Below are 18,619 nucleotides of genomic sequence, written 5' to 3'. Positions count from 1 at the left end.
CAAGTTAATTCATTGATGGCTTTTTTATGAGTGAAATTATAGGTGATTTATTGTGGCCAAGCCATTTCACCTTTAATCACTTGTGCACTCATTTCTAAGCTCGATTCTTCTGCTAGATTTGGATAGAGTGTTTTCATTTTAGCGATGAGTTCTTGAGAGTTTTTCGTTGTATCGCTAGCTGCTCTAAAATCTGTAAGATATTGTTCTGTGAATCGTACAGAATCTAAGTTCAAAGCTGAATCTCCAACGAAATGTCCAGGAATCACAGTTTCAGGCTGTAATGATTGAATGAGGTCTAAAGTTTCCAGCCAAGCATCTTGTGATTCTGTTGTTTGTGTATCTGCAATCCAAACATGGATATTATCTGATACAACAACACCGCCCATCACTGTTTTAATGCTTGGAATCCATAAAAAGGAACGCTCAGGTGCTTTGCCATCCAATCCTTTGATTTGGATTATTTCACCTTCTAACGTTAATGAATCCTCAGCCAATGCATTGGGTAAAATCACAGTTTGTGGTGCACCTTCTTTTAAGATTGGCCCCCAATAAGCTAATTTGCCATCTTTAGTGGATTCAATTGCATTCAGGGTTGCCTGTGTTGCGACAATTTTAGCTTCAGGAAAAGCTTTGGCAATTGTTTCTAAACCAAAATAATAATCAGGGTCAGAATGGCTAATGTAGATCGTTGTGAGCTTTTTATGGCTATCTTGAATGAGTTGTACTAACTTTTCTGCATCTTTTTTGTGAAATTGGGCATCCACTAAGATTGCTTCATTTTCCCCAGTAATTAAGCTTGAAGTCACAGGGAAAATACTAGTAGTTTTAGGATTATAAGTTTCAATGTTGAGTGTGTTTGCTTGTGCTGAAAATACCAAGCTTGTCATCAATAATGTCGTGGTAATAAGTTTTGAAAGTTTCACAATTTTTCCTTTGTGTTAATTACTATAGATTGGATGATTGGTATAATAATCTGCAATAATGAGATGATAAATAGCACTTAAAGCAATTAACTATTGCATTAATCGGACAAATCAATGGATAGAATTAAAGCGACAGAAGTTTTTATTACGATTGTAGAGCAGGGCAGTTTGAGTGCTGCCTCTGATAAATTAGATATGTCGCGTGCGATGGTGACGAGATATTTGGCTGAAATGGAAGATTGGGCAGGCGCGCAATTATTGCATCGTACAACTCGGCGATTGAGCTTAACTTCCGCAGGTGAAATGATTTATCAGGAAGCACAAAAGTTGAATAATATCGCCAATCGCCTGCCAATGTTAGGCCAAGATCAAAGCGATTCTCCTTTTGGAAGTTTGAGGATAAGTTGCCCACATTCCATTGCTTATGATGAATTGGCAAAAGCATTGGTGCCATTTTTAGCGCAATATCCCAAGATTGAGATTGATGTGCGCATCAGCAATCAAACGGTAAATTTGATTGAAGATAGTATTGATCTAGCGATTCGTATTACAGATGAATTGGAACCGCAATTAATTGCAAAGCGCCTAGGTATTTGCCATTCAGTGATTTGTGCATCGCCTAAATATTTGCAGAATCAAACTTTGCCGAATGAGCCTGATGATTTGTTACTGCACAATTGCTTAGTTTATCGTTACTTTGGGCAAAACGAATGGTGCTTTGATCATGATGGCAAAGTTTATTCTGTTGCGGTAAAAGGGCAATTAAAATCCAATGAATCCACGTTCTTAACGCAAGCAACGATAGAAGGCGCAGGTATTGCGATGTTGCCATATTCAAGTGTTCGTAATCAATTAAAGGATGGTTCTCTTATTCAGTTGTTGCCCGATTATCAACCGAAACCTTTAACCATTTATGCGGTTTATAGTAGCCGAGAACATATGCCACAAGCATTGCGCTGTTTGCTAGATCATTTATCTGATTGGTTTAAGAATATTTAGGATCATATTGTATTCAATCTTTTTCTGGTTTATGATCATTTCAAGATTAATTGAAATATTGAATTATGGATAAGAAATTAGCGGTTAAAATGTTTGAATCACTGTCCTCTGAAATTAGGTTGGATATCTTTCGCTTATTGATAAAGTACGCGGATTCAGGATTAGTTGCAGGGGAAATCGCAGAAGCACTGGAATTACCTAATACAAATTTATCATTTCATCTTAAAGCATTGGTGCATGCAGATATGATCGATGTGACACAAGAAGGGCGATTTTTACGGTACAAAGCTAAAGTTGATCAGATGCAGTTTTTGATCAATTTTTTAACGGCAGAATGTTGTGATGGGCAGCCTGAGCAGTGCTTTAAAAAATCTTAGCTAGCGAATATTCATGTAGGGATCTATGTGAATATTTTTTATAACTTATATTTCAATATTAGTTGAAATATTAAAATGAATTGATTTAGCTATATACGGTTTAAATATAATTATCGCTCCCGCAGGGAGCGAGATTTATTAAGTTGATTGAATAGAGATAGGAGAAAGGGAAACAATATGTTATTGGCTTTATTAATATTTATCGCAACGCTGATCTTGGTGATATGGCAACCAAAAGGCTTAGGCATTGGTTGGAGTGCTTCAATGGGAGCAATTGTTGCATTGATTTGTGGTGTGATTCAGTTACAGGATATTCCTGTCGTTTGGGGAATCATTTGGAATGCAACTTTGACGTTTATTGCGGTTATTATCATCAGTTTAATTTTAGATGAAGCAGGTTTTTTTAAATGGTCTGCACTGTATATTGCACGATTTGGTAATGGCAGTAGCCAAAGACTATTTGTCTATTTGATTTTGTTGGGTGCTTTGGTTGCGGCATTCTTCGCTAATGATGGTGCCGCATTGATTATGACGCCGATTGTGATGGCGATGCTTTTATCATTAGGTGCGAGCAGGGCAACAACCTTAGCATTTGTGATGGCAGCAGGATCCATTGCAGATACTGCAAGCTTGCCATTGATTGTTTCAAACTTAGTGAACATTGTATCTGCTGATTATTTTGATATCAGCTTTGGTCGTTATGCATCCATTATGGTGCCTGTGAATATTGTATCGATTTTAGCGACATTGACTGTGTTGTATCTCTATTTTAGGAAAGACATTCAATTGAATTATTTGCCAGCTGATTTGCCACAGCCTAAGAGTGCAATCGCAGATAAAAAGACATTCATGGCAGGTTGGCTTATTTTGTTATTTTTACTGATTGGTTTTTTCGCATCGGATGTTTTAAATATTCCAGTAAGTTTAATTGCAGGGATTGGCGCATTGATTTTAATGGTGATTGCTCATCGTGGAAAAGTTGTTGATTTAAAGAAAGTTGTGATCGGTGCACCGTGGCAGATTGTTATTTTCTCATTGGGCATGTATTTAGTAGTCTTTGGCTTACGCAATGCTGGGTTAACAGATTATATTACAAGCTTACTGAATGCCTTTGCGGATCAAGGTATTTGGGCGGCAACATTTGGCACAGGTGCTTTGGCGGCATTTTTATCCTCCATTATGAATAATATGCCAACGGTTTTAGTAGGCGTATTATCCATTGATGCAAGTACGGCAACAGGTGTAACGCAAGAGGCAATGGTTTATGCGAATGTGATTGGCAGTGATTTAGGGCCAAAAATTACACCGATTGGTAGTTTAGCAACGTTGTTATGGCTGCATGTGTTATCACAGAAGAATTTAAAAATTACGTGGGGATATTATTTCAAAGTGGGCATTGTGCTCACAACGCCAATTTTATTGATCACATTGGCTGCTTTAGCGATAAGAATGTCATTTTAATTGTGATATTTAAGAAAAATCACTGGCATTACTCCAAATAAGTGATGCCTAGATATATTTAAATCACAGATATGAAAAAAGCGATTAACAAATCAATGTTAATCGCTTTTAATTTGGCTGGGCTACTAGGGATCGAACCTAGGAATGGCGGGATCAAAACCCGCTGCCTTACCGCTTGGCTATAGCCCAATTACTTAAGTCAGTGACTGTAAGAGCTGAGAATTATAGGCAACATTAATGAGTTCGTCAAGCATTAATGTGTTTAATTTTTAGCCAAGCATTAATCCTGTGTTCGCTTTCACTCGTATCGTTTGATAGAGAATAGCAGATTCAGCCGTATTATGTTTCTTCGCACCGATCATTGATCCGACGTAACCTGCTAAAAATCCTAAAGGAATTGTGATGATGGCAGGTACAGCTAAGTCAACTAAAGGTTTGCCAACAAAAATAGCATTGCCAGTTTCTGACCAAAGATTTGGCCCCATTGCACCAAAAATTAAGCAAGAAATCACGCCCGTTGCAATGGATGCAACAGCACCTGTTGAGTTAAAGTTCTTCCAATAAATGGTGTAGAGAATTACAGGCAAGTTGGCAGAAGCGCCAATACAGAAGGCAAATGATACTAAAAAGGATACATTTAAGTTCTGTGCAAAGAGTGCCAAAATGATAGATAAAATTGCAATGCCAATGGAACCTAAGCGAGCAGCTGCAACTTCTTGCCCTGAGCTTAATTTGCCATCTTTAATGATTTGCCCATAAATATCATGGGAAATAGCAGATGCGCCTGTTAATACTAAGCCTGAAACAACAGCTAAGATTGTTGCGAACGCAACAGCGCTGATGAATGACATTAATACTTCACCACCCAAATATTTTGCCAATAATGGTGCCGCTGTATTGCCGGCTTTACTTTCAGCCAAAATATTTTCAATGCCGACAAATTGTAATGCACCAAAGCCTAAGAAAATTGTTAAGGAGAAGAAAATTGTGGTGATCCATGTTGCCCATGAAATGGATGAGCGTGCAGTTTTAGCATCTTTTACCGTAAAGAATCGCATCAAAATATGTGGTAAACCCGATGTGCCTAAAACTAAAGCCATCATCATGGAAACTGAATCAATGGAGCTTGAATATTTTATGCCAGGGATTAAGAATTTTTCGCCATCATCTTGGGCAATTGTATTGAACATGTGTGTGATGGAATAGCCAAATTTACTGAACACCAAACCTGCTAATAAACCTGTACCAAAGAGTAAAAGTGCTGCTTTAATGATCTGAACCCATGAAGTTGCCGTCATCCCACCAAACAAAACATACGTTGTCATCATAATGCCGACAATCAATACTGCTATCCAATAATCGATGCCAAACAATAATTTGATCAAAGCACCAGCGCCGACTAATTGCGCAATCATATATAAAATCACAATGATGATTGTGCCAGTTGCTGCTGTGCCACGCACACGTTTTTCATTGAAACGTGAGATCAGCATATCTGCCAATGTATATTTGCCAAGATTTCTCATAGGTTCAGCGATCACATAGAGCAATACAAGGTTTGCTACAACATAGCCAACGGAGAAGAAGAAACCATCAAATCCTGTCAAAGCAATTGCACCAGAAACGCCTAAAAATGCGGCAGCAGAGAGATAATCGCCTGCGATGGCAAAGCCATTTTGCCAGCCTGTTAAACCGCCACCAGCTGTGTAGAAATCTTTAGCAGATGTCATGCGTTTTGCTGCGATGTATGTCACAAATAGAGTTAAGCCAACGATTGCTAAGAAGAAACTTACTGAAATAAAACTCATGGTGCTTCCTCCAACTTCATTTGTTGATATTCTGCAATCACATCAGCAATTTTTTTGTCAAATTTAGCAGCTTGGCGAATATAAAGCGTGCAAAGAATAATGGTCATTAAAAAGAGGCCTGCAGAATAGAACCAAACACCTGTAATTGCACCAATCAGAGGTTTTTGCAAAATGGGCTGAAAGGCTAAAATAGGCAAGAGAATATAAATGAATAAGAAGCTTGCTGTGATGGAAAAAAGGAATAAATGCTTCTCTCGCACGACTTTATTAAAAGCGGGCATTTGTTCAATGATGATCAAATGATCATTGCTATACGCATGTAAATTCTGATCTATGTGATGTGACATAGATGTCCTCCTATTAATTTTTATCAATATTATGCTTAGGCCGTTTATTTTGAATAAAAAGCCGGATTCCTTTGGTTTTTGATCTATTTAGCACCAATCATCTTGGATTTATAGTGATTTGTATAAATAATGCATTTGTAATGCTTTATTTAAATTGGAGCTAATTTGTAGTATCGATGAATCCAAGAAATTGTCAAATTATTTTTAAAATAAGTGATTGAATTGTATAAAAATAATTTAAATTCAATTGGTTAAAATTTATCAAATTAATTGTGATATATTTTAAAAATATGTTTTATATATTAAATTTGATATTTAAATGTATATGCATAGATATTTAACATGTAAATGTGATTTTTACTAACTTTAATAATTGTTTTTAACTACAATTTAACAACATAAATAATTATGTCTATATTTGAAAAGTGAGATCACTTATAATTTATGAGTAATGTGAAATAGATGGTGAAATTTACATGAGTGAAGCAAAAGAAAACAGAACACAAGAAAATCAATCCAAAAAAAGCCAATGGTTATGGCTGATTGGTTTATGTTTAGGTGGCGGATTATCTATGTATATATTGGCAAAACTGACGAGAATGTTGGGGCTTTGGGCTGGATTTGGTGGCTAATCCTCAGTTTTTTGAAATATTTTTGAATTAATCAATACATCGATAAGTTCTAAAGCAGCTGCAGGCAGTAATCTTCCTTTATGAATAATGAGCTGAGCTTTAGCAGATTCTAAAATAGGGCAGGTTGTTCTGAGCGCTACGAGTTTATCTGCCATTTCCTCTGATAATGCATCATCTTGACGCATGAAGCTGATCCCCAAACCACTTGCAGCGAAATGTTTTAATGCACGAACTGAGTTAGTGATTAAGCCACGTTTGAATTTAATTTTTTCATGCAGTTCGGCAGCATCTACCATTTGTCTAAAACCGTAGCCTGAAGGCATAATGGCGACAGAATAAGGCAGAGTTTCTCTTAAAGAAATGGGTTGTGGCAAATTGGCTAAAGGGTGATCTTTAGCGCAAATCACGCAAACAGGTTCATGCTTTTCTGCCAATACTTCAATTTCTGGTGGTAAGTTAGCGATGTAAGCTAAACCGATGTGAGCTTTATCTTCCACAATGTGGCGCACTAGTTCATTCATGCTCAGGAGAATTAAAGCAAAATCAACATTGGGGCGTTGAGCATAGAATTTAGTGAGAACATTGTTGACTAAGTAAGGCACGAAGCCTTCGCCTGAAACTAAATGCACACGACCACGGCGCGCTTCATTGAGTTCAGATAACGCATAGATTAGTGCTTCCTCTTGTGCGAAACGTTCTTTGACATGCGTCATCATTAGCCAGGCAGCTTCTGTGGGTACTAAACGGTTGGCTTTTCGCTCAAATAGGCTTACACCAAGATCTATTTCTAATTGCTGAATTTGGCGACTGATGACGGATTGTTCAACATCCAATTGATCGGCTGCTTGTCGCATGGAGCCCACTTGCATAATGGCGTAAAAATATCGAATTCGTTTCTCATTTAAGCCAGTATTGTTATTTAAAAGAGATAATTGAGTACTCATTGATGCTCCTTAATGATGCTTTTAAGTCATCACTAATCTACAAAAAATATCATTGTAGGGCAAGAATTTTCACGCATATACTACGTGAAAACTACATTTAAGATGCAATGGTGCATCTAGGAGGAGCTTATGACAACGGTATCTGCTAGAAATGATCAGATCCAAACAGTAGATATACAAAATACCTACAGAAAAATAACTTTACGGATCATTCCATTATTATTGTTATGTTATTTCTTTGCGTATTTGGATCGCATTAATATTGGCTTTGCAAAATTACAAATGCAAAGTAGTTTGGGATTAACGGATGAGATTTTTGGTGTAGCAGCAGGGATATTCTTTTTAGGCTATGTAATGTTTGAAATCCCTAGCAATTTATTGTTAGAAAAAATTGGTGCACGTAAATCCATATTCCGCATCATGGTTTTATGGGGCTTAACATCTGCAAGTATGTTGTTTGTAAAATCAGAAACAAGCTTCTATGTATTACGTTTCTTATTGGGTGTATTTGAAGCAGGTTTCGCGCCAGGAATGATTTTCTATTTAACCTATTGGTACTCTGGTGCTCGCATGGCACGTATTATGTCTATCGTGATGTTGGCAGGTCCAATTGGCGGAATTATCGGTAGTCCAGTATCTGCATGGATCATGGACGTGATGAAAGATAGTACAGTGATGGAAGGTTGGCAGTGGTTATTCTTGATCGAAGGTTTACCAACAGTATTCTTAGGCTTTGTAGTGTTCTTTTATTTGGATGATCACCCAAGTAAGGCGAAGTGGTTAACTCAAGCAGAAAAAGATGCATTGGCAAAAGATATTGGTGATATCAAACAGACATCTCACAGCGGCTTTAAATCAGTATTGAAAGATCCTTGGGTGTATTTAATTTCATTCGCATACTTCTGCATCATTAGTGGCATCTATGCAGTAGCATTCTGGTTGCCAACCTTAATCAAAAGTAGCGGTATTGATAGTTTGACGACAATTGGTATCTATTCAGCAATTCCTTATGTGGTTGCAGCACTTTTCATGTGGTTCTTAGCAAAAAGCTCAGATGTGAACCAAGAAAGAAAATGGCATTGCATCATTCCAATTTGGTTAGCAGCAATCGCTTTGATTATCTCAGTTGTTTATGGTCATAACTTTGTTTTAGCTTTGGCAGCAATTAGCTTAGCAACAGGTTGTATGTGGGCTGCATATACAGTGTTCTGGGCGATTCCATCACACTATTTAGAAGGTACAGCAGCGGCAGGTGGCATCGCATTGATCAACACTATTGGTTTATTGGGTGGATTAGTGAGCCCAATCCTAATGGGTTATGCAAAATCAATGACAGGTTCTTTAATGGCAGGTTGGGTTGTGATGGCTGTATTGTTGGTATTAGGGTCAATCAGCTTATTGTTGGCATATTACAGAATGAACAGAAAAACGACGTTGGCAATGGCGTAGGAGTGAAGATATGAGTATTTTAATTGCTGGTTTTCAGCATGAAACTAACACTTTTGCACCGACAAAAGCAGATTATGAAAAGTTTGTTCATGGTGGTGGCTATCCACCATTGAGCAGAGGCAGTGAATTGGATGCCATTAAGGAAATGAACATTCCTTTGGGTGGCTTCATGAAGCAAGCAGAAGAATATGGTTATGATTTAATTCCAGTGCTTTGGGCGGGAGCTGCTCCATCTGCACATGTTACTGAAGATGCTTATGAGAGAATTTGTTCAGAAATTCTTGATGCAGTACAAAGTAACTTAGCAGCTCTTCAAGGTGTTTATTTAGATCTACATGGTGCAATGGTTTGTGAGCATTTAGATGATGGGGAAGGTGAGTTACTGGCACGAGTTCGAGCATTGATTGGCAATGATATGCCATTGGTTGCAAGTTTAGATTTGCATGCCAACGTCACTGATTTAATGTTGGAATCGGCAAGCGTGCTAGTAACTTATCGGACCTATCCTCATGTGGATATGGCGGATTCAGGCCTCAGATCTGCCATTGAAATGCATGCTTTATTGAACGGAGAAAAGCGCTACTTATCTTATAAACACTGGCCATTTTTAACATCCATCAATGCTCAATGTACTTTTATTGATCCTGCGAAAAGTACCATTGAGTTCATGGAGCAATTAGAGAAAAATGTTGCATCCATATCTTTAACCACAGGTTTTCCTGCATCAGACTTTGAAGGTTGTGGCGGTACAGTTTGGGGTTATGGTACTGATCAACTGAATATCGATACAGCAGTGAATATCCTGTATCAACGAATTTTAGATGATGAAGCATTGTGGGATGTTGCATTTTTATCACCAGAAGAAGCGGTGGCAAAGGCGATTGAGTTATCTAAAGATGCAAAAAAACCTGTGATCATTGCAGATACACAAGATAATCCAGGTGCTGGCGGTGATTCTAATACGATGGGATTGATCAAAGCATTGTTGGCAGCTAAGGCAACCAATACTGCTGTGGGATTGATTACGGATCCTAAATCAGTTGCGATTGCGATTGAAGCAGGTATTGGTAACAATGTGGAATTAGCATTAGGTGGTTGTGATTCAGTACCTGAGGATTCGCCATTGGTTGCAACATTTAAAGTGGAAAATATTTCAGATGGCTGCTGCCAATATGATGGCCCTATGATGAACGGTGTTAAAGTCAGTGTTGGTCCAACTGTTTGTTTAGCGATTGATGGCTTAAAGATCGTTGCATGTAGTGATAAAGCACAAATGTTGGATCGTAATTTATTTAAGCAAGCAGGCGTGATTCCAGAAGATATGGGAATTGTTGTGGTGAAAAGTTCAGTGCATTTTAGAGCGGACTTCCAACCAATAGCAAAAGAGATTTTGATTGCAAAATCACCTGGCCCACTTACAGTTGATCCTGCGGATATTCCTTGGAAGCATTTGAAAAAAGGGATTCGTTTAAAACCACATGGTCGTGAATTTTAATTAATCATAACGTTATTGAGAAAGTCATTTCATAAACTGAAATGGCTTTTTTATTTGTGATAGAGATAGATAATTAATGCTAATCTTTTGGAGTGTAATTGAATATAAATAGAGAGAATTAAATGTCGACTCAACAAACTTTTAAAGTGGTTTTTCATATTGATGAGATTAATAAATGGGATCGTGTGATTGCTAATGTGAATAATTTACTGAAAGAAATTGATCCAAAGCATGCAAAAATCATTGTAGTTGCTAACTCAGAAGCTGTGAAAGGCTATTTGATGCCAGAAAAGCATCAAGCTTTGAATAATTTAACGGACCAAGATGTTGTATTGAATATTTGCCAAAATTCTATGAAAGGCTTTGAGATTGATGAGAGTGAATTGCCTAATTTTGTAGTGATTGTTTCGGTGGCTGTCTTTGAATTAGCACGAAAGCAACATGAAGGCTTTGCGTACATTAAGCCGTAAAATATGCAAAAAAATAGCCCAAATGATTTGGGCTATTTAAACAATACAAATTGTGTGATTAAGCAGTTGGCTCTACTGTGTTTTCTTCAGCAGGTTTTTTCTTACGGCTTTTGATCAAACCAAAGATTACAAAGCCAGCGATAATGATCCATAAAGAATAGCCTTTTAAGTAGTAATCTACTGGCAATGAATATGTTGGTATTTCTTTTGGTAATTCGCCCATTGCTTGTAATTCAGCAATCATTTCTTCATTCAATGGAATGTATGTGTTGGCATTAGTTAACACATAGCCTTCATCTTTTGCATAAATACCTGCCAAGAACCATTTGATAGAAACACGATAACCAAATTTGTAAGTATCTTTGCCGTCTTTAATCGGTTGAACAGATTCGATGTTTTCGAAATAGTCTTGGTCGCCAAAGAATAGTGGAATTTTAGCATGTGCTGTATTGAAGAATCCGAATGCTGCTATAAGTAAAAATATTTTTAATAATTTTTTCATCAGTATTATCTCTTATGATTTTGTGGTTAAAAATTTTGGCAGATTATATCAGCATTAATTTTTTTGTTAATCAGAGAATTGTAATTAATTGTTAACTTTATTTGGTTGTAATGAGTTGACATATTGTTGCTGTATTTTTATCAGTAGAATGATGAAAACTTTAAAAAGTTATATAATGTGCAGTAATATTTTAAATATGAGACATCAATGTTAATTTTATTTGTAATCGTTTTAATTGCCATCACAATTTCGTTTATTTGTTCTATTTTAGAAGCAGCGTTATTATCATTAACACCGAGCTTTATTTCTCAGCAAAAAATGGACGCACCAGATTTATATCCAAAATTAAAAAAATTGAGAGATAAAATTGATCGCCCATTGGCCGCGATTTTGACATTGAATACTGTTGCGCATACAGCTGGCGCAGCTGGTGTTGGTGCACAAGTTACAAAACTATATGGCAATGCTTATTTAGGAATTGCCTCTGCTGTGATGACAGTATTGATTTTAGTGTTATCTGAAATCATTCCAAAAGTGTTAGGTGCTAAATATTGGCGAGAATTGGCAAAGACATTGCCAGTCATTTTGAATCCTATGATCATCATTTTGGCACCCTTTATTTGGTTATCTGATTTAATCATGCGTTTGATTGGCAACAATAAAGTAGATGCTAATCTTAAACAGGAAATCAAAGCCTTATCAGTTTTAGCAAAAGAACTCGGGCAAATTGAACCTAAGGAACAATCAGTCATTTCTAATATTTTAGATTTAGGTGAAGTGGATTTAACATCTATTATGACACCAAGAGTTGTGACTGCTTCAATTCATCCCAATATTAGCAGTGATGAATTGAAAGAGTTGATTGATCAAAACCAATTCTCTCGTTATCCGATCATCAATGATCAAGAAGCTCCATTGGGTGTGTTTTTCCGTCATGACTTTATTGATTTGGTGGAATCAGGTAAAACAGTCTTAGATTTTGCTGAGCCGCCTTTAGTATTGCCAGATACAACTAGTGTGAAAACTGCGTTTAGAAAACTATTGGATCACAAACAACATTTGGCATTCATTTATGATGAATTCGGTAGTTGGCTAGGTGTGATTACCTTGGAAGATATTATTGAAAAGATCATTGGCGAAGAGATTGTCGATGAAACAGATATCGTGGTAGATATGCGTTTACTCGCTAAAAAGCGCTGGGAAAGCCGCAATCAATAATGACTGATGCAGACGACGTTCTACATTGTTTTTACGTTTTACAATGCGATGATGATACATTCTATGCTGGTTACACAATTGATGTTGAAAGGCGTTTAAAAGAGCATAATGATGGCATTGGCGCAAAATATACAAGGCTTGCCAAACGCAGGCCTTTGCTGTTATTGCATCATGAAAGTTTTGCGACTAAAAGCGAAGCCATGAAACAAGAATATGCTTTTAAGCAATTAACACGAAAACAAAAAGAGTTATATTTGTCACAAGTGAAAGATCAAGAATAGGGCAAGAAAATGAAAATCATTAATGGTAAAACTTTCACTGCGGAACGCGCTTGGGGCGCTTTGGATATTGCAAATTTAGAAGGGACAACTGTTAGATTACATTGGACTGACCAACCCTATAAATGGCATATTAATGATGGTGAAGAAGTTTTTGTTGTATTAGATGGCATTGTTGAAATGCACTATAAAGATGATGATGCTATTAAAATTGTATTATTGAATGCGGGTGATATTTTTCATGCGACTGTTGGTACAGAGCATGTTGCACATCCTCAAGGTGAAGCAAGGATTTTAGTCATAGAAAAAGAAGGTTCGGTATAGCGGTTAAAGTTATTGGATATTTAAGAATGGATGCTGATATGAATTATGTAGATAAATCTCGTCGTAGTTTTTTAAAAATCGGTTCATTATTAACAGTTGGTATTGCGTTAACACCCGCGATGGCTATTTTTTCAAATCATGAAGTGAGCCAAAATCATTCTGATATTTCTCTCAAGCAAGATGTGTTGCCAATACGATCAGATGTACGCTCTTTAGATTTTGATTCTCATAATTTTCTATTAAATTTTAGACGTTAAGTGCTAAGATTTCGCCATATTTAGGTTTATGGTCAAAAGTATTATCAAAGCTATCAATCCTCGCATGAATACGAGCACAATGTAAAATTCCGCCATGCGTGAATAGGGCGACTGTTTGATCAGCATGCTTTGTTTTAAGTTCATTGACAAATTCAACGTAACGTTGATACTGCATCATGAATGATTCACCATTAGTTGCAGGCACATTAAGCCAATCATTGAACCAATTTTTCAAATTAGGATCATCAATGTCATCCCACAGTTTGCCTTCCCAGTCACCAAAGTTTAACTCCATTAGTTTGGGTTCTTGAATAGCATTAGGAAAGCCACAAAAATTAGCCAATTTAACACAGCGCTGTAATGGGCTTGTATAAATGGCATCCAATTTATAATCAACTAATTGGGCTTTAACTGCTGTAGCTTCATTAATGAATGAATTGCTGACATCAATGTCTGTTTGCCCGTAACAAATACCAGATGCAATGTTGAGTGAAGTATGGCGAATCAGGATGAGTTTCATAGAACAGTATGAATCGCTAAGAATGTGAGCATCATGGAGATTTCTAATAATAGAAATAATGCACCAGCGCAATCACCTGTATAACCTTGGATCTTATGCTTCATCCATTGTGTGAGTATGAGAAACAGTACGATTGGTGTAATGATTGCAAAAATATACGTAAAACTAGGCAAGAGCCAAATCAATATTAATAAAGGCAATAAACCAAAAAATAACGATATTGCAATTTCTTTTGACGTTGGCTGACTATAGATGGCTTGTATTTTACTAGCGTCTACGGTTCTTGCGTAAGGTAAACGCGCTGTAATAAAACTACTCATCATTTTACAAAAAGGGTCAGCAATCAACATAAACATGATTAACAAGCTCGGTTCAATATTGATCATAATATTGTATGTTAATAGGAAATAGAGAATGAGCCCTAAAATAGCATAAGTACCAGCATGACTATCCTTCATGATGGCGAGAATTTTCTCTTTAGAGTGACCACCACCAAAGCCATCTAAGAAATCACCTAAACCATCTTCATGCAATGCACCTGTTAAAATCACACGGCTCATGATGGTTAAAACAATCACAACAGATAATGGCAAAAAAGAGTTCGTCACTAATAAGGTTAATGACATTACACTTGCTGTGAGCCAGCCCGCAAATGGCCAATAATAAATCACGCGCTGAAAATTTTCGCTCGGTACAGTAAACCAGCGCCACAATGGCAAGCGTGTGAAAAACATCAAAGCCGTGATTAACATTAGAACTTATTAATGTGAGAAATTCGGCTTTCTTCAAAGCTTTTCATCTGATTCATCATGCGCACGCTTGATTCAATCAAAGGATAAGCACAAACTGCACCAGTACCTTCACCTAAGCAGAAATTTAGGCTTAAAAGTGGTTCTACGCCTAAATATTCCAAGAGTAAGATATGACCTCTTTCTTCACTTTTATGGCTGAAAACAGCATATTGCTCAACTTCTGGATTAATTTTGGATGCCATTAATAAAGAGTTACTCATTAAGAAACCATCAATGATGATCGTCATTTTAAGTTCAGCGGCACGAAGCATTGCGCCAACAGCCATGATCATTTCCAATCCACCAAATTCTGACATAATCGTCATAGGTGTTAATGGGCCTGTATAGCGATCTACTGATTGCTGCAAAATGTCATATTTGCGTAATGTGAATTCTTCACTTAAACCAGAGCCTGCGCCAACACATTGTTGTAATGGAATGTTTGTTAATAATGACATCCAGATAGATGCTACTGAAGTATTGCCAATGCCCAATTCGCCAATGGATAAAATGTTGCAATCATTTTTGGCAACTAAATCCACAACTTCTTCACCGTATGTTAAAGCAAAATTAACTTCATCAGGTGTTAACGCTGCTTCATGTAGAAAATTTCGTGTGCCTTTACGAACTTTGCGATCAATGATGCTGATATCTTTTGGGAAATCATAATCAGTCCCTGCATCCACAATGATTAAATTAAAATTGTGCTGTTTTGTAAAGATGTTAATGCCCGCACCATCTTGAGTAATGTTGAGTGCTTGTTGCCATGTAATTTCTTTAGGGCTTGGGCTCACATTTTCTGCCACGATGCCATGATCAGCAATAAATAAAATATGATGAGGATTCTTTAATTGAGGGTTCAATGTATTTTGAATGGTGGCAACTTTGCGTGCAACCCCTTCCAATTTTCCTAAAGAACCCACAGGTTTTGCTAAGCTATCAATGCGATCTTGCGCTGTTTTTCGAAAGATTTCATCCAATGTTTCGATGTGGTAAGTTCTCATAGTTTTCCTTTCAGTTGCATGGGCAAGCCTGAGACCATGAAGGTCACATTGTCTGCTTGTTTGGCAATGGCTTGATTGATCCAACCTAATAAATCTGTAAATCTTCGTTGTATGGGATCAATAGATATGCCGCCCAATCCAATTTCGTTGGTGACAAAAATATAATGGTTATTATTTTGAGTAAATTTCTGAAACTCTGCGAGCACTGCTTGGAAGATATCATCGAGCGAATCTTCGGATTGATCAAAGAAGAAGTTGGTTGTCCATAAAGTGACACAATCGATGACAATCACAGAGTGATTCAATGAATGTTGGCTAAGATGCTTTTCTTCTTCGATATTTTGCCATTGATCACCACGATCTTTTTGATGGCGCTGAATACGTTGTAAGTAATCGTCATCCCAAACACGAGAAGTGGCCATATAAACAGGAGAATCAGACAAAGAGAGTGCATAACGCTCAGCAAAACTACTTTTGCCAGATCTTTGTCCGCCTGTGATTAAAGTGATTTTTCGTTCCATTATCAATCGCTAGCTGATGGGATAATCTTCATTCTAGCACTTAGATAATATTTTGTATGTGATTAACGCTAAATATTTAGGTTACCCAATAATCCTGTATAAACTAAAAAAGCACCAAAAAATAGGAAGCATAAACCAGCGGCGCCATCCACATATTGTGTATATTCTTGGTATTTTGCTTTCACTTTTGGTAATGAGAAAACATAAGCCACAAATAAAAACCACAAGAATGTTTCCACTACGATTAAGCCTAAGATGATGCCTTTTGTGCTGATATCTACAGAGCCTGTGACAATGGCAGAGAATACGCTCACAAAATAGATCAATGCTTTGGTATTCGATAGATTGGTCAGTAAACCTTTCAAAAAGAATTTACTGCGAACCGTAGGTAATTTCGGTTCTGATGGTGTATTTTTAGCTTTGTGTGCTGAAATTGCAGATTTCGTTAATAAATAGGCTAAATACAGTAAGTAAGCACCACCTAAAATCATAATGCCACGGTGCAATATCGGGAACTGTTTTAGAATAATATTTAATCCTAAAATAGCAGCAAAAGCCCACACAAAAACACCCGCAGTAATCCCACAAACTGCACGGAAGCTCTGCCTACGAGTTGAACTTGCAGCAACTTGAGATACAAAGAAAAAATCAGGGCCAGGAGAAGCTAAAGCAACCAACTGAGTGGTTGCAATGGAGATCAGTAATAAAAACATATTATGTGTACTTCAAAATAGATTGAATGGTTTTGATGCGAGTTTTCAATAAGCGCCAATTGCCTTTTTGNTTTCAAAAAGAATTTACTGCGAACCGTAGGTAATTTCGGTTCTGATGGTGTATTTTTAGCTTTGTGTGCTGAAATTGCAGATTTCGTTAATAAATAGGCTAAATACAGTAAGTAAGCACCACCTAAAATCATAATGCCACGGTGCAATATCGGGAACTGTTTTAGAATAATATTTAATCCTAAAATAGCAGCAAAAGCCCACACAAAAACACCCGCAGTAATCCCACAAACTGCACGGAAGCTCTGCCTACGAGTTGAACTTGCAGCAACTTGAGATACAAAGAAAAAATCAGGGCCAGGAGAAGCTAAAGCAACCAACTGAGTGGTTGCAATGGAGATCAGTAATAAAAACATATTATGTGTACTTCAAAATAGATTGAATGGTTTTGATGCGAGTTTTCAATAAGCGCCAATTGCCTTTTTGGATTTGCTTTGTTTCAGAGATAAAGCCAATGCCACAGGCAATCACATTTTTATGTGCGAAATATTCATCAATGTTGGAGTCGTCAATGCCACCTGTTGGAATGTAAGTGATATCAGGATAAACACTATTGAGTGCTTTGATCAACTTAACGCCACCAGAAGCTTCAGCAGGGAAGAACTTCACCAATGAAATATTATTAGCCAAAGCCATTTCTAAGGATAAAGGTGTATTTACGCCAGGGATGATCGGGCACTCTTTATCTTGTGCAAATTTTAAAATGTTGGGATTGATGCTAGGCGTGATTAAAATATCCGCGCCTGATTCAATTGCCAATGCTGCACTTTCTTGCTGAATGATTCCACCTGCTAAAAAAAGAGCTTCAGGAAACTCATTTTTTAGCGCAGTTAAGATTTCACTGGAAGTCGGCTGATTGAAGCCAATTTCAGCAACAAGAATATTGGCCTCAGCCAATAATTGCATCATTTGTTTGGCTTGATCAACATCATTGACTGAAATTAACGGAATAATTTTTGTGTTTTTAAGGGTCGTTAGCCATTTGCTCATTCACGCTTTCCTTGATTCAATGTTTCATGATAGACCAATAAAATTCCCATGCGAACAAATTCTAAGATCTCTTCGAAATCCTGTTCCGTTTCTTCGTCATTGACTTCATCTTCAGGCTCGAAAGTTGTGTGAGTGAATTCAATCAGATCATTCATGAATTCATAAGCATCACCTTCTAATTTCAAATGATTGATGCCAATACCATAAATAATACCTTCAGCACATTGTTGAAGTGCTTCGATTCTTTGGTAAACATCACCTTCTGGTAATAGGGGTGAAAATGTGAAATCCAAATCATTCAATGCTTGCGCTGTCTCTTTGTAAAGGGCAACTAAAAGATCCCCTTCTTTAATACCATCATTTGTTAAACGGGACAATTCTTTGATCCATAACAAAATTGCCTCATTAGGTTCGGCACAAATGTAAGAAATCAGCATTCCTTGAGCTTCAGAAGGATTTACACCTACTAATACATCTTGATATTCACTATATAAAATTTCGTCGCTCATTACGGCTTCCTTACACTG

General features: G+C 37.1%; 24 protein-coding genes and 1 tRNA gene. 11 read left to right on the top strand and 14 right to left on the bottom strand.

The annotated features are described in order from the left end of the window. Positions 1 to 47 precede the first annotated feature (47 nt). Positions 48 to 887 carry an MBL fold metallo-hydrolase gene (locus BZK16_RS04075; protein ID WP_408645560.1) on the bottom strand — a complete coding sequence of 280 codons (840 nt, stop codon included), beginning with the start codon at positions 885 to 887 and terminating at the stop codon, positions 48 to 50. A gap of 150 nt (positions 888 to 1,037) precedes the next feature. Between BZK16_RS04075 and BZK16_RS04070 the strand changes: the two genes are divergently transcribed. The 3 genes from BZK16_RS04070 to BZK16_RS04060 all read left to right on the top strand — a co-directional run bounded on the left by BZK16_RS04070 (position 1,038) and on the right by BZK16_RS04060 (position 3,760). Further along, a complete protein-coding gene (locus tag BZK16_RS04070) occupies positions 1,038 to 1,922 on the top strand; it encodes a LysR family transcriptional regulator (protein ID WP_077927618.1) in 885 nt (294 codons plus the stop codon). Between the two features lie 65 nt (positions 1,923 to 1,987). Beyond that, positions 1,988 to 2,299, top strand: coding sequence for an ArsR/SmtB family transcription factor (locus BZK16_RS04065; RefSeq protein ID WP_077927617.1), 312 nt, complete (start codon positions 1,988 to 1,990; stop codon positions 2,297 to 2,299). 177 nt (positions 2,300 to 2,476) lie between these two features. Continuing rightward, positions 2,477 to 3,760, top strand: a complete 1,284-nt coding sequence (locus BZK16_RS04060; protein WP_077927616.1) for an arsenic transporter — start codon at positions 2,477 to 2,479, stop codon at positions 3,758 to 3,760. A 114-nt stretch (positions 3,761 to 3,874) separates the two neighbouring features. On the opposite strand, the gene BZK16_RS04055 is transcribed toward BZK16_RS04060, so the two are convergent. The 3 genes from BZK16_RS04055 to BZK16_RS04045 form a co-directional block, all read right to left on the bottom strand. Then, positions 3,875 to 3,949: transfer RNA gene (locus BZK16_RS04055), tRNA-Gln, on the bottom strand. Between the two features lie 80 nt (positions 3,950 to 4,029). Next, the gene (locus tag BZK16_RS04050; protein WP_077927615.1) at positions 4,030 to 5,568 is read right to left on the bottom strand and encodes a solute symporter family protein; all 1,539 of its coding nucleotides are present in this window, start codon (positions 5,566 to 5,568) and stop codon (positions 4,030 to 4,032) included. Beyond that, entirely contained in the window at positions 5,565 to 5,915 is a 351-nt protein-coding gene (locus BZK16_RS04045; RefSeq protein ID WP_077927614.1) for a DUF485 domain-containing protein, read from the bottom strand. The genes BZK16_RS04050 and BZK16_RS04045 overlap by 4 nt, the downstream gene beginning before the upstream one ends. A 476-nt stretch (positions 5,916 to 6,391) precedes the next feature. Here BZK16_RS04045 and BZK16_RS14460 point away from each other — a divergent pair, with 476 nt between their 5' ends. Further along, positions 6,392 to 6,547 carry a hypothetical protein gene (locus BZK16_RS14460; RefSeq protein WP_198932432.1) on the top strand — a complete coding sequence of 52 codons (156 nt, stop codon included), beginning with the start codon at positions 6,392 to 6,394 and terminating at the stop codon, positions 6,545 to 6,547. Here the strand turns inward: BZK16_RS14460 and BZK16_RS04040 are convergent. Next, positions 6,544 to 7,491, bottom strand: a complete 948-nt coding sequence (locus tag BZK16_RS04040) for a LysR family transcriptional regulator (RefSeq protein WP_077927613.1) — start codon at positions 7,489 to 7,491, stop codon at positions 6,544 to 6,546. The two genes, BZK16_RS14460 and BZK16_RS04040, sit on opposite strands and share 4 nt — an antisense overlap. 129 nt (positions 7,492 to 7,620) lie before the next feature. Here BZK16_RS04040 and BZK16_RS04035 point away from each other — a divergent pair, with 129 nt between their 5' ends. The 3 genes from BZK16_RS04035 (at position 7,621) to BZK16_RS04025 (ending at position 10,905) form a co-directional block, all read left to right on the top strand. After that, positions 7,621 to 8,940, top strand: a complete 1,320-nt coding sequence (locus tag BZK16_RS04035) for an MFS transporter (RefSeq protein ID WP_077927612.1) — start codon at positions 7,621 to 7,623, stop codon at positions 8,938 to 8,940. 10 nt (positions 8,941 to 8,950) lie between these two features. Further along, a complete protein-coding gene (locus BZK16_RS04030) occupies positions 8,951 to 10,435 on the top strand; it encodes a M81 family metallopeptidase (protein ID WP_077927611.1) in 1,485 nt (494 codons plus the stop codon). Positions 10,436 to 10,557: 122 nt separating this feature from the next. Then, a complete protein-coding gene (locus tag BZK16_RS04025) occupies positions 10,558 to 10,905 on the top strand; it encodes a DsrE family protein (protein WP_077927610.1) in 348 nt (115 codons plus the stop codon). A gap of 58 nt (positions 10,906 to 10,963) precedes the next feature. On the opposite strand, the gene BZK16_RS04020 is transcribed toward BZK16_RS04025, so the two are convergent. Next, positions 10,964 to 11,407, bottom strand: coding sequence for a hypothetical protein (locus tag BZK16_RS04020; protein ID WP_077927609.1), 444 nt, complete (start codon positions 11,405 to 11,407; stop codon positions 10,964 to 10,966). Positions 11,408 to 11,614: 207 nt separating this feature from the next. On the opposite strand from BZK16_RS04020, the gene BZK16_RS04015 reads away from it, so the two are divergent. From BZK16_RS04015 to BZK16_RS04000, 4 genes are read left to right on the top strand one after another with little or no spacing between them, the layout of a single operon-like run. Beyond that, positions 11,615 to 12,625 (top strand): CNNM domain-containing protein, encoded by a 1,011-nt coding sequence (locus tag BZK16_RS04015; protein WP_077927608.1) that lies wholly within the window; start codon positions 11,615 to 11,617, stop codon positions 12,623 to 12,625. Continuing rightward, positions 12,625 to 12,906, top strand: a complete 282-nt coding sequence (locus tag BZK16_RS04010) for a GIY-YIG nuclease family protein (RefSeq protein WP_077927607.1) — start codon at positions 12,625 to 12,627, stop codon at positions 12,904 to 12,906. The genes BZK16_RS04015 and BZK16_RS04010 overlap by 1 nt, the downstream gene beginning before the upstream one ends. A gap of 9 nt (positions 12,907 to 12,915) precedes the next feature. Further along, the gene (locus BZK16_RS04005) at positions 12,916 to 13,227 is read left to right on the top strand and encodes a cupin domain-containing protein (protein WP_077927606.1); all 312 of its coding nucleotides are present in this window, start codon (positions 12,916 to 12,918) and stop codon (positions 13,225 to 13,227) included. Between the two features lie 38 nt (positions 13,228 to 13,265). Continuing rightward, positions 13,266 to 13,484: a hypothetical protein gene (locus BZK16_RS04000; protein WP_143691134.1), complete on the top strand. Its 219-nt coding sequence runs from the start codon at positions 13,266 to 13,268 to the stop codon at positions 13,482 to 13,484. Here the strand turns inward: BZK16_RS04000 and cobC are convergent. From cobC to BZK16_RS03960, 8 genes are all read right to left on the bottom strand, one after another. Beyond that, positions 13,474 to 14,004: an alpha-ribazole phosphatase gene (gene cobC, locus BZK16_RS03995; RefSeq protein WP_077927604.1), complete on the bottom strand. Its 531-nt coding sequence runs from the start codon at positions 14,002 to 14,004 to the stop codon at positions 13,474 to 13,476. The two genes, BZK16_RS04000 and cobC, sit on opposite strands and share 11 nt — an antisense overlap. Beyond that, positions 14,001 to 14,756: an adenosylcobinamide-GDP ribazoletransferase gene (gene cobS / locus BZK16_RS03990; protein WP_077927603.1), complete on the bottom strand. Its 756-nt coding sequence runs from the start codon at positions 14,754 to 14,756 to the stop codon at positions 14,001 to 14,003. The genes cobC and cobS overlap by 4 nt, the downstream gene beginning before the upstream one ends. Continuing rightward, positions 14,756 to 15,799, bottom strand: a complete 1,044-nt coding sequence (gene cobT, locus BZK16_RS03985) for a nicotinate-nucleotide--dimethylbenzimidazole phosphoribosyltransferase (RefSeq protein WP_077927602.1) — start codon at positions 15,797 to 15,799, stop codon at positions 14,756 to 14,758. The genes cobS and cobT overlap by 1 nt, the downstream gene beginning before the upstream one ends. Beyond that, on the bottom strand, positions 15,796 to 16,320 hold the full coding sequence (gene cobU, locus BZK16_RS03980; protein ID WP_077927601.1) for a bifunctional adenosylcobinamide kinase/adenosylcobinamide-phosphate guanylyltransferase: 525 nt from the start codon (positions 16,318 to 16,320) through the stop codon (positions 15,796 to 15,798). The genes cobT and cobU overlap by 4 nt, the downstream gene beginning before the upstream one ends. Positions 16,321 to 16,388: 68 nt before the next feature. Further along, positions 16,389 to 17,033 (bottom strand): LysE family transporter, encoded by a 645-nt coding sequence (locus BZK16_RS03975; protein ID WP_077927600.1) that lies wholly within the window; start codon positions 17,031 to 17,033, stop codon positions 16,389 to 16,391. Next, complete coding sequence (locus BZK16_RS03970) at positions 17,018 to 17,458, bottom strand: LysE family transporter (RefSeq protein WP_077927599.1); 441 nt, start codon at positions 17,456 to 17,458, stop codon at positions 17,018 to 17,020. The genes BZK16_RS03975 and BZK16_RS03970 overlap by 16 nt, the downstream gene beginning before the upstream one ends. A gap of 1 nt (position 17,459) precedes the next feature. Next, complete coding sequence (gene eda, locus BZK16_RS03965; protein ID WP_077927598.1) at positions 17,460 to 18,092, bottom strand: bifunctional 4-hydroxy-2-oxoglutarate aldolase/2-dehydro-3-deoxy-phosphogluconate aldolase; 633 nt, start codon at positions 18,090 to 18,092, stop codon at positions 17,460 to 17,462. Further along, entirely contained in the window at positions 18,089 to 18,601 is a 513-nt protein-coding gene (locus BZK16_RS03960) for a UPF0149 family protein (protein WP_077927597.1), read from the bottom strand. Before BZK16_RS03960 ends, eda begins: the two co-directional genes overlap by 4 nt. Between the last annotated feature and the right edge of the window lie 18 nt (positions 18,602 to 18,619).

Origin of the sequence: Wohlfahrtiimonas populi (assembly GCF_002006795.1) — a bacterium.
GTDB lineage: Bacteria > Pseudomonadota > Gammaproteobacteria > Cardiobacteriales > Wohlfahrtiimonadaceae > Wohlfahrtiimonas > Wohlfahrtiimonas populi.
The sequence above is the reverse complement of the archived record's forward strand: the minus strand, read 5'-3'. Positions and strand labels throughout refer to the sequence as shown.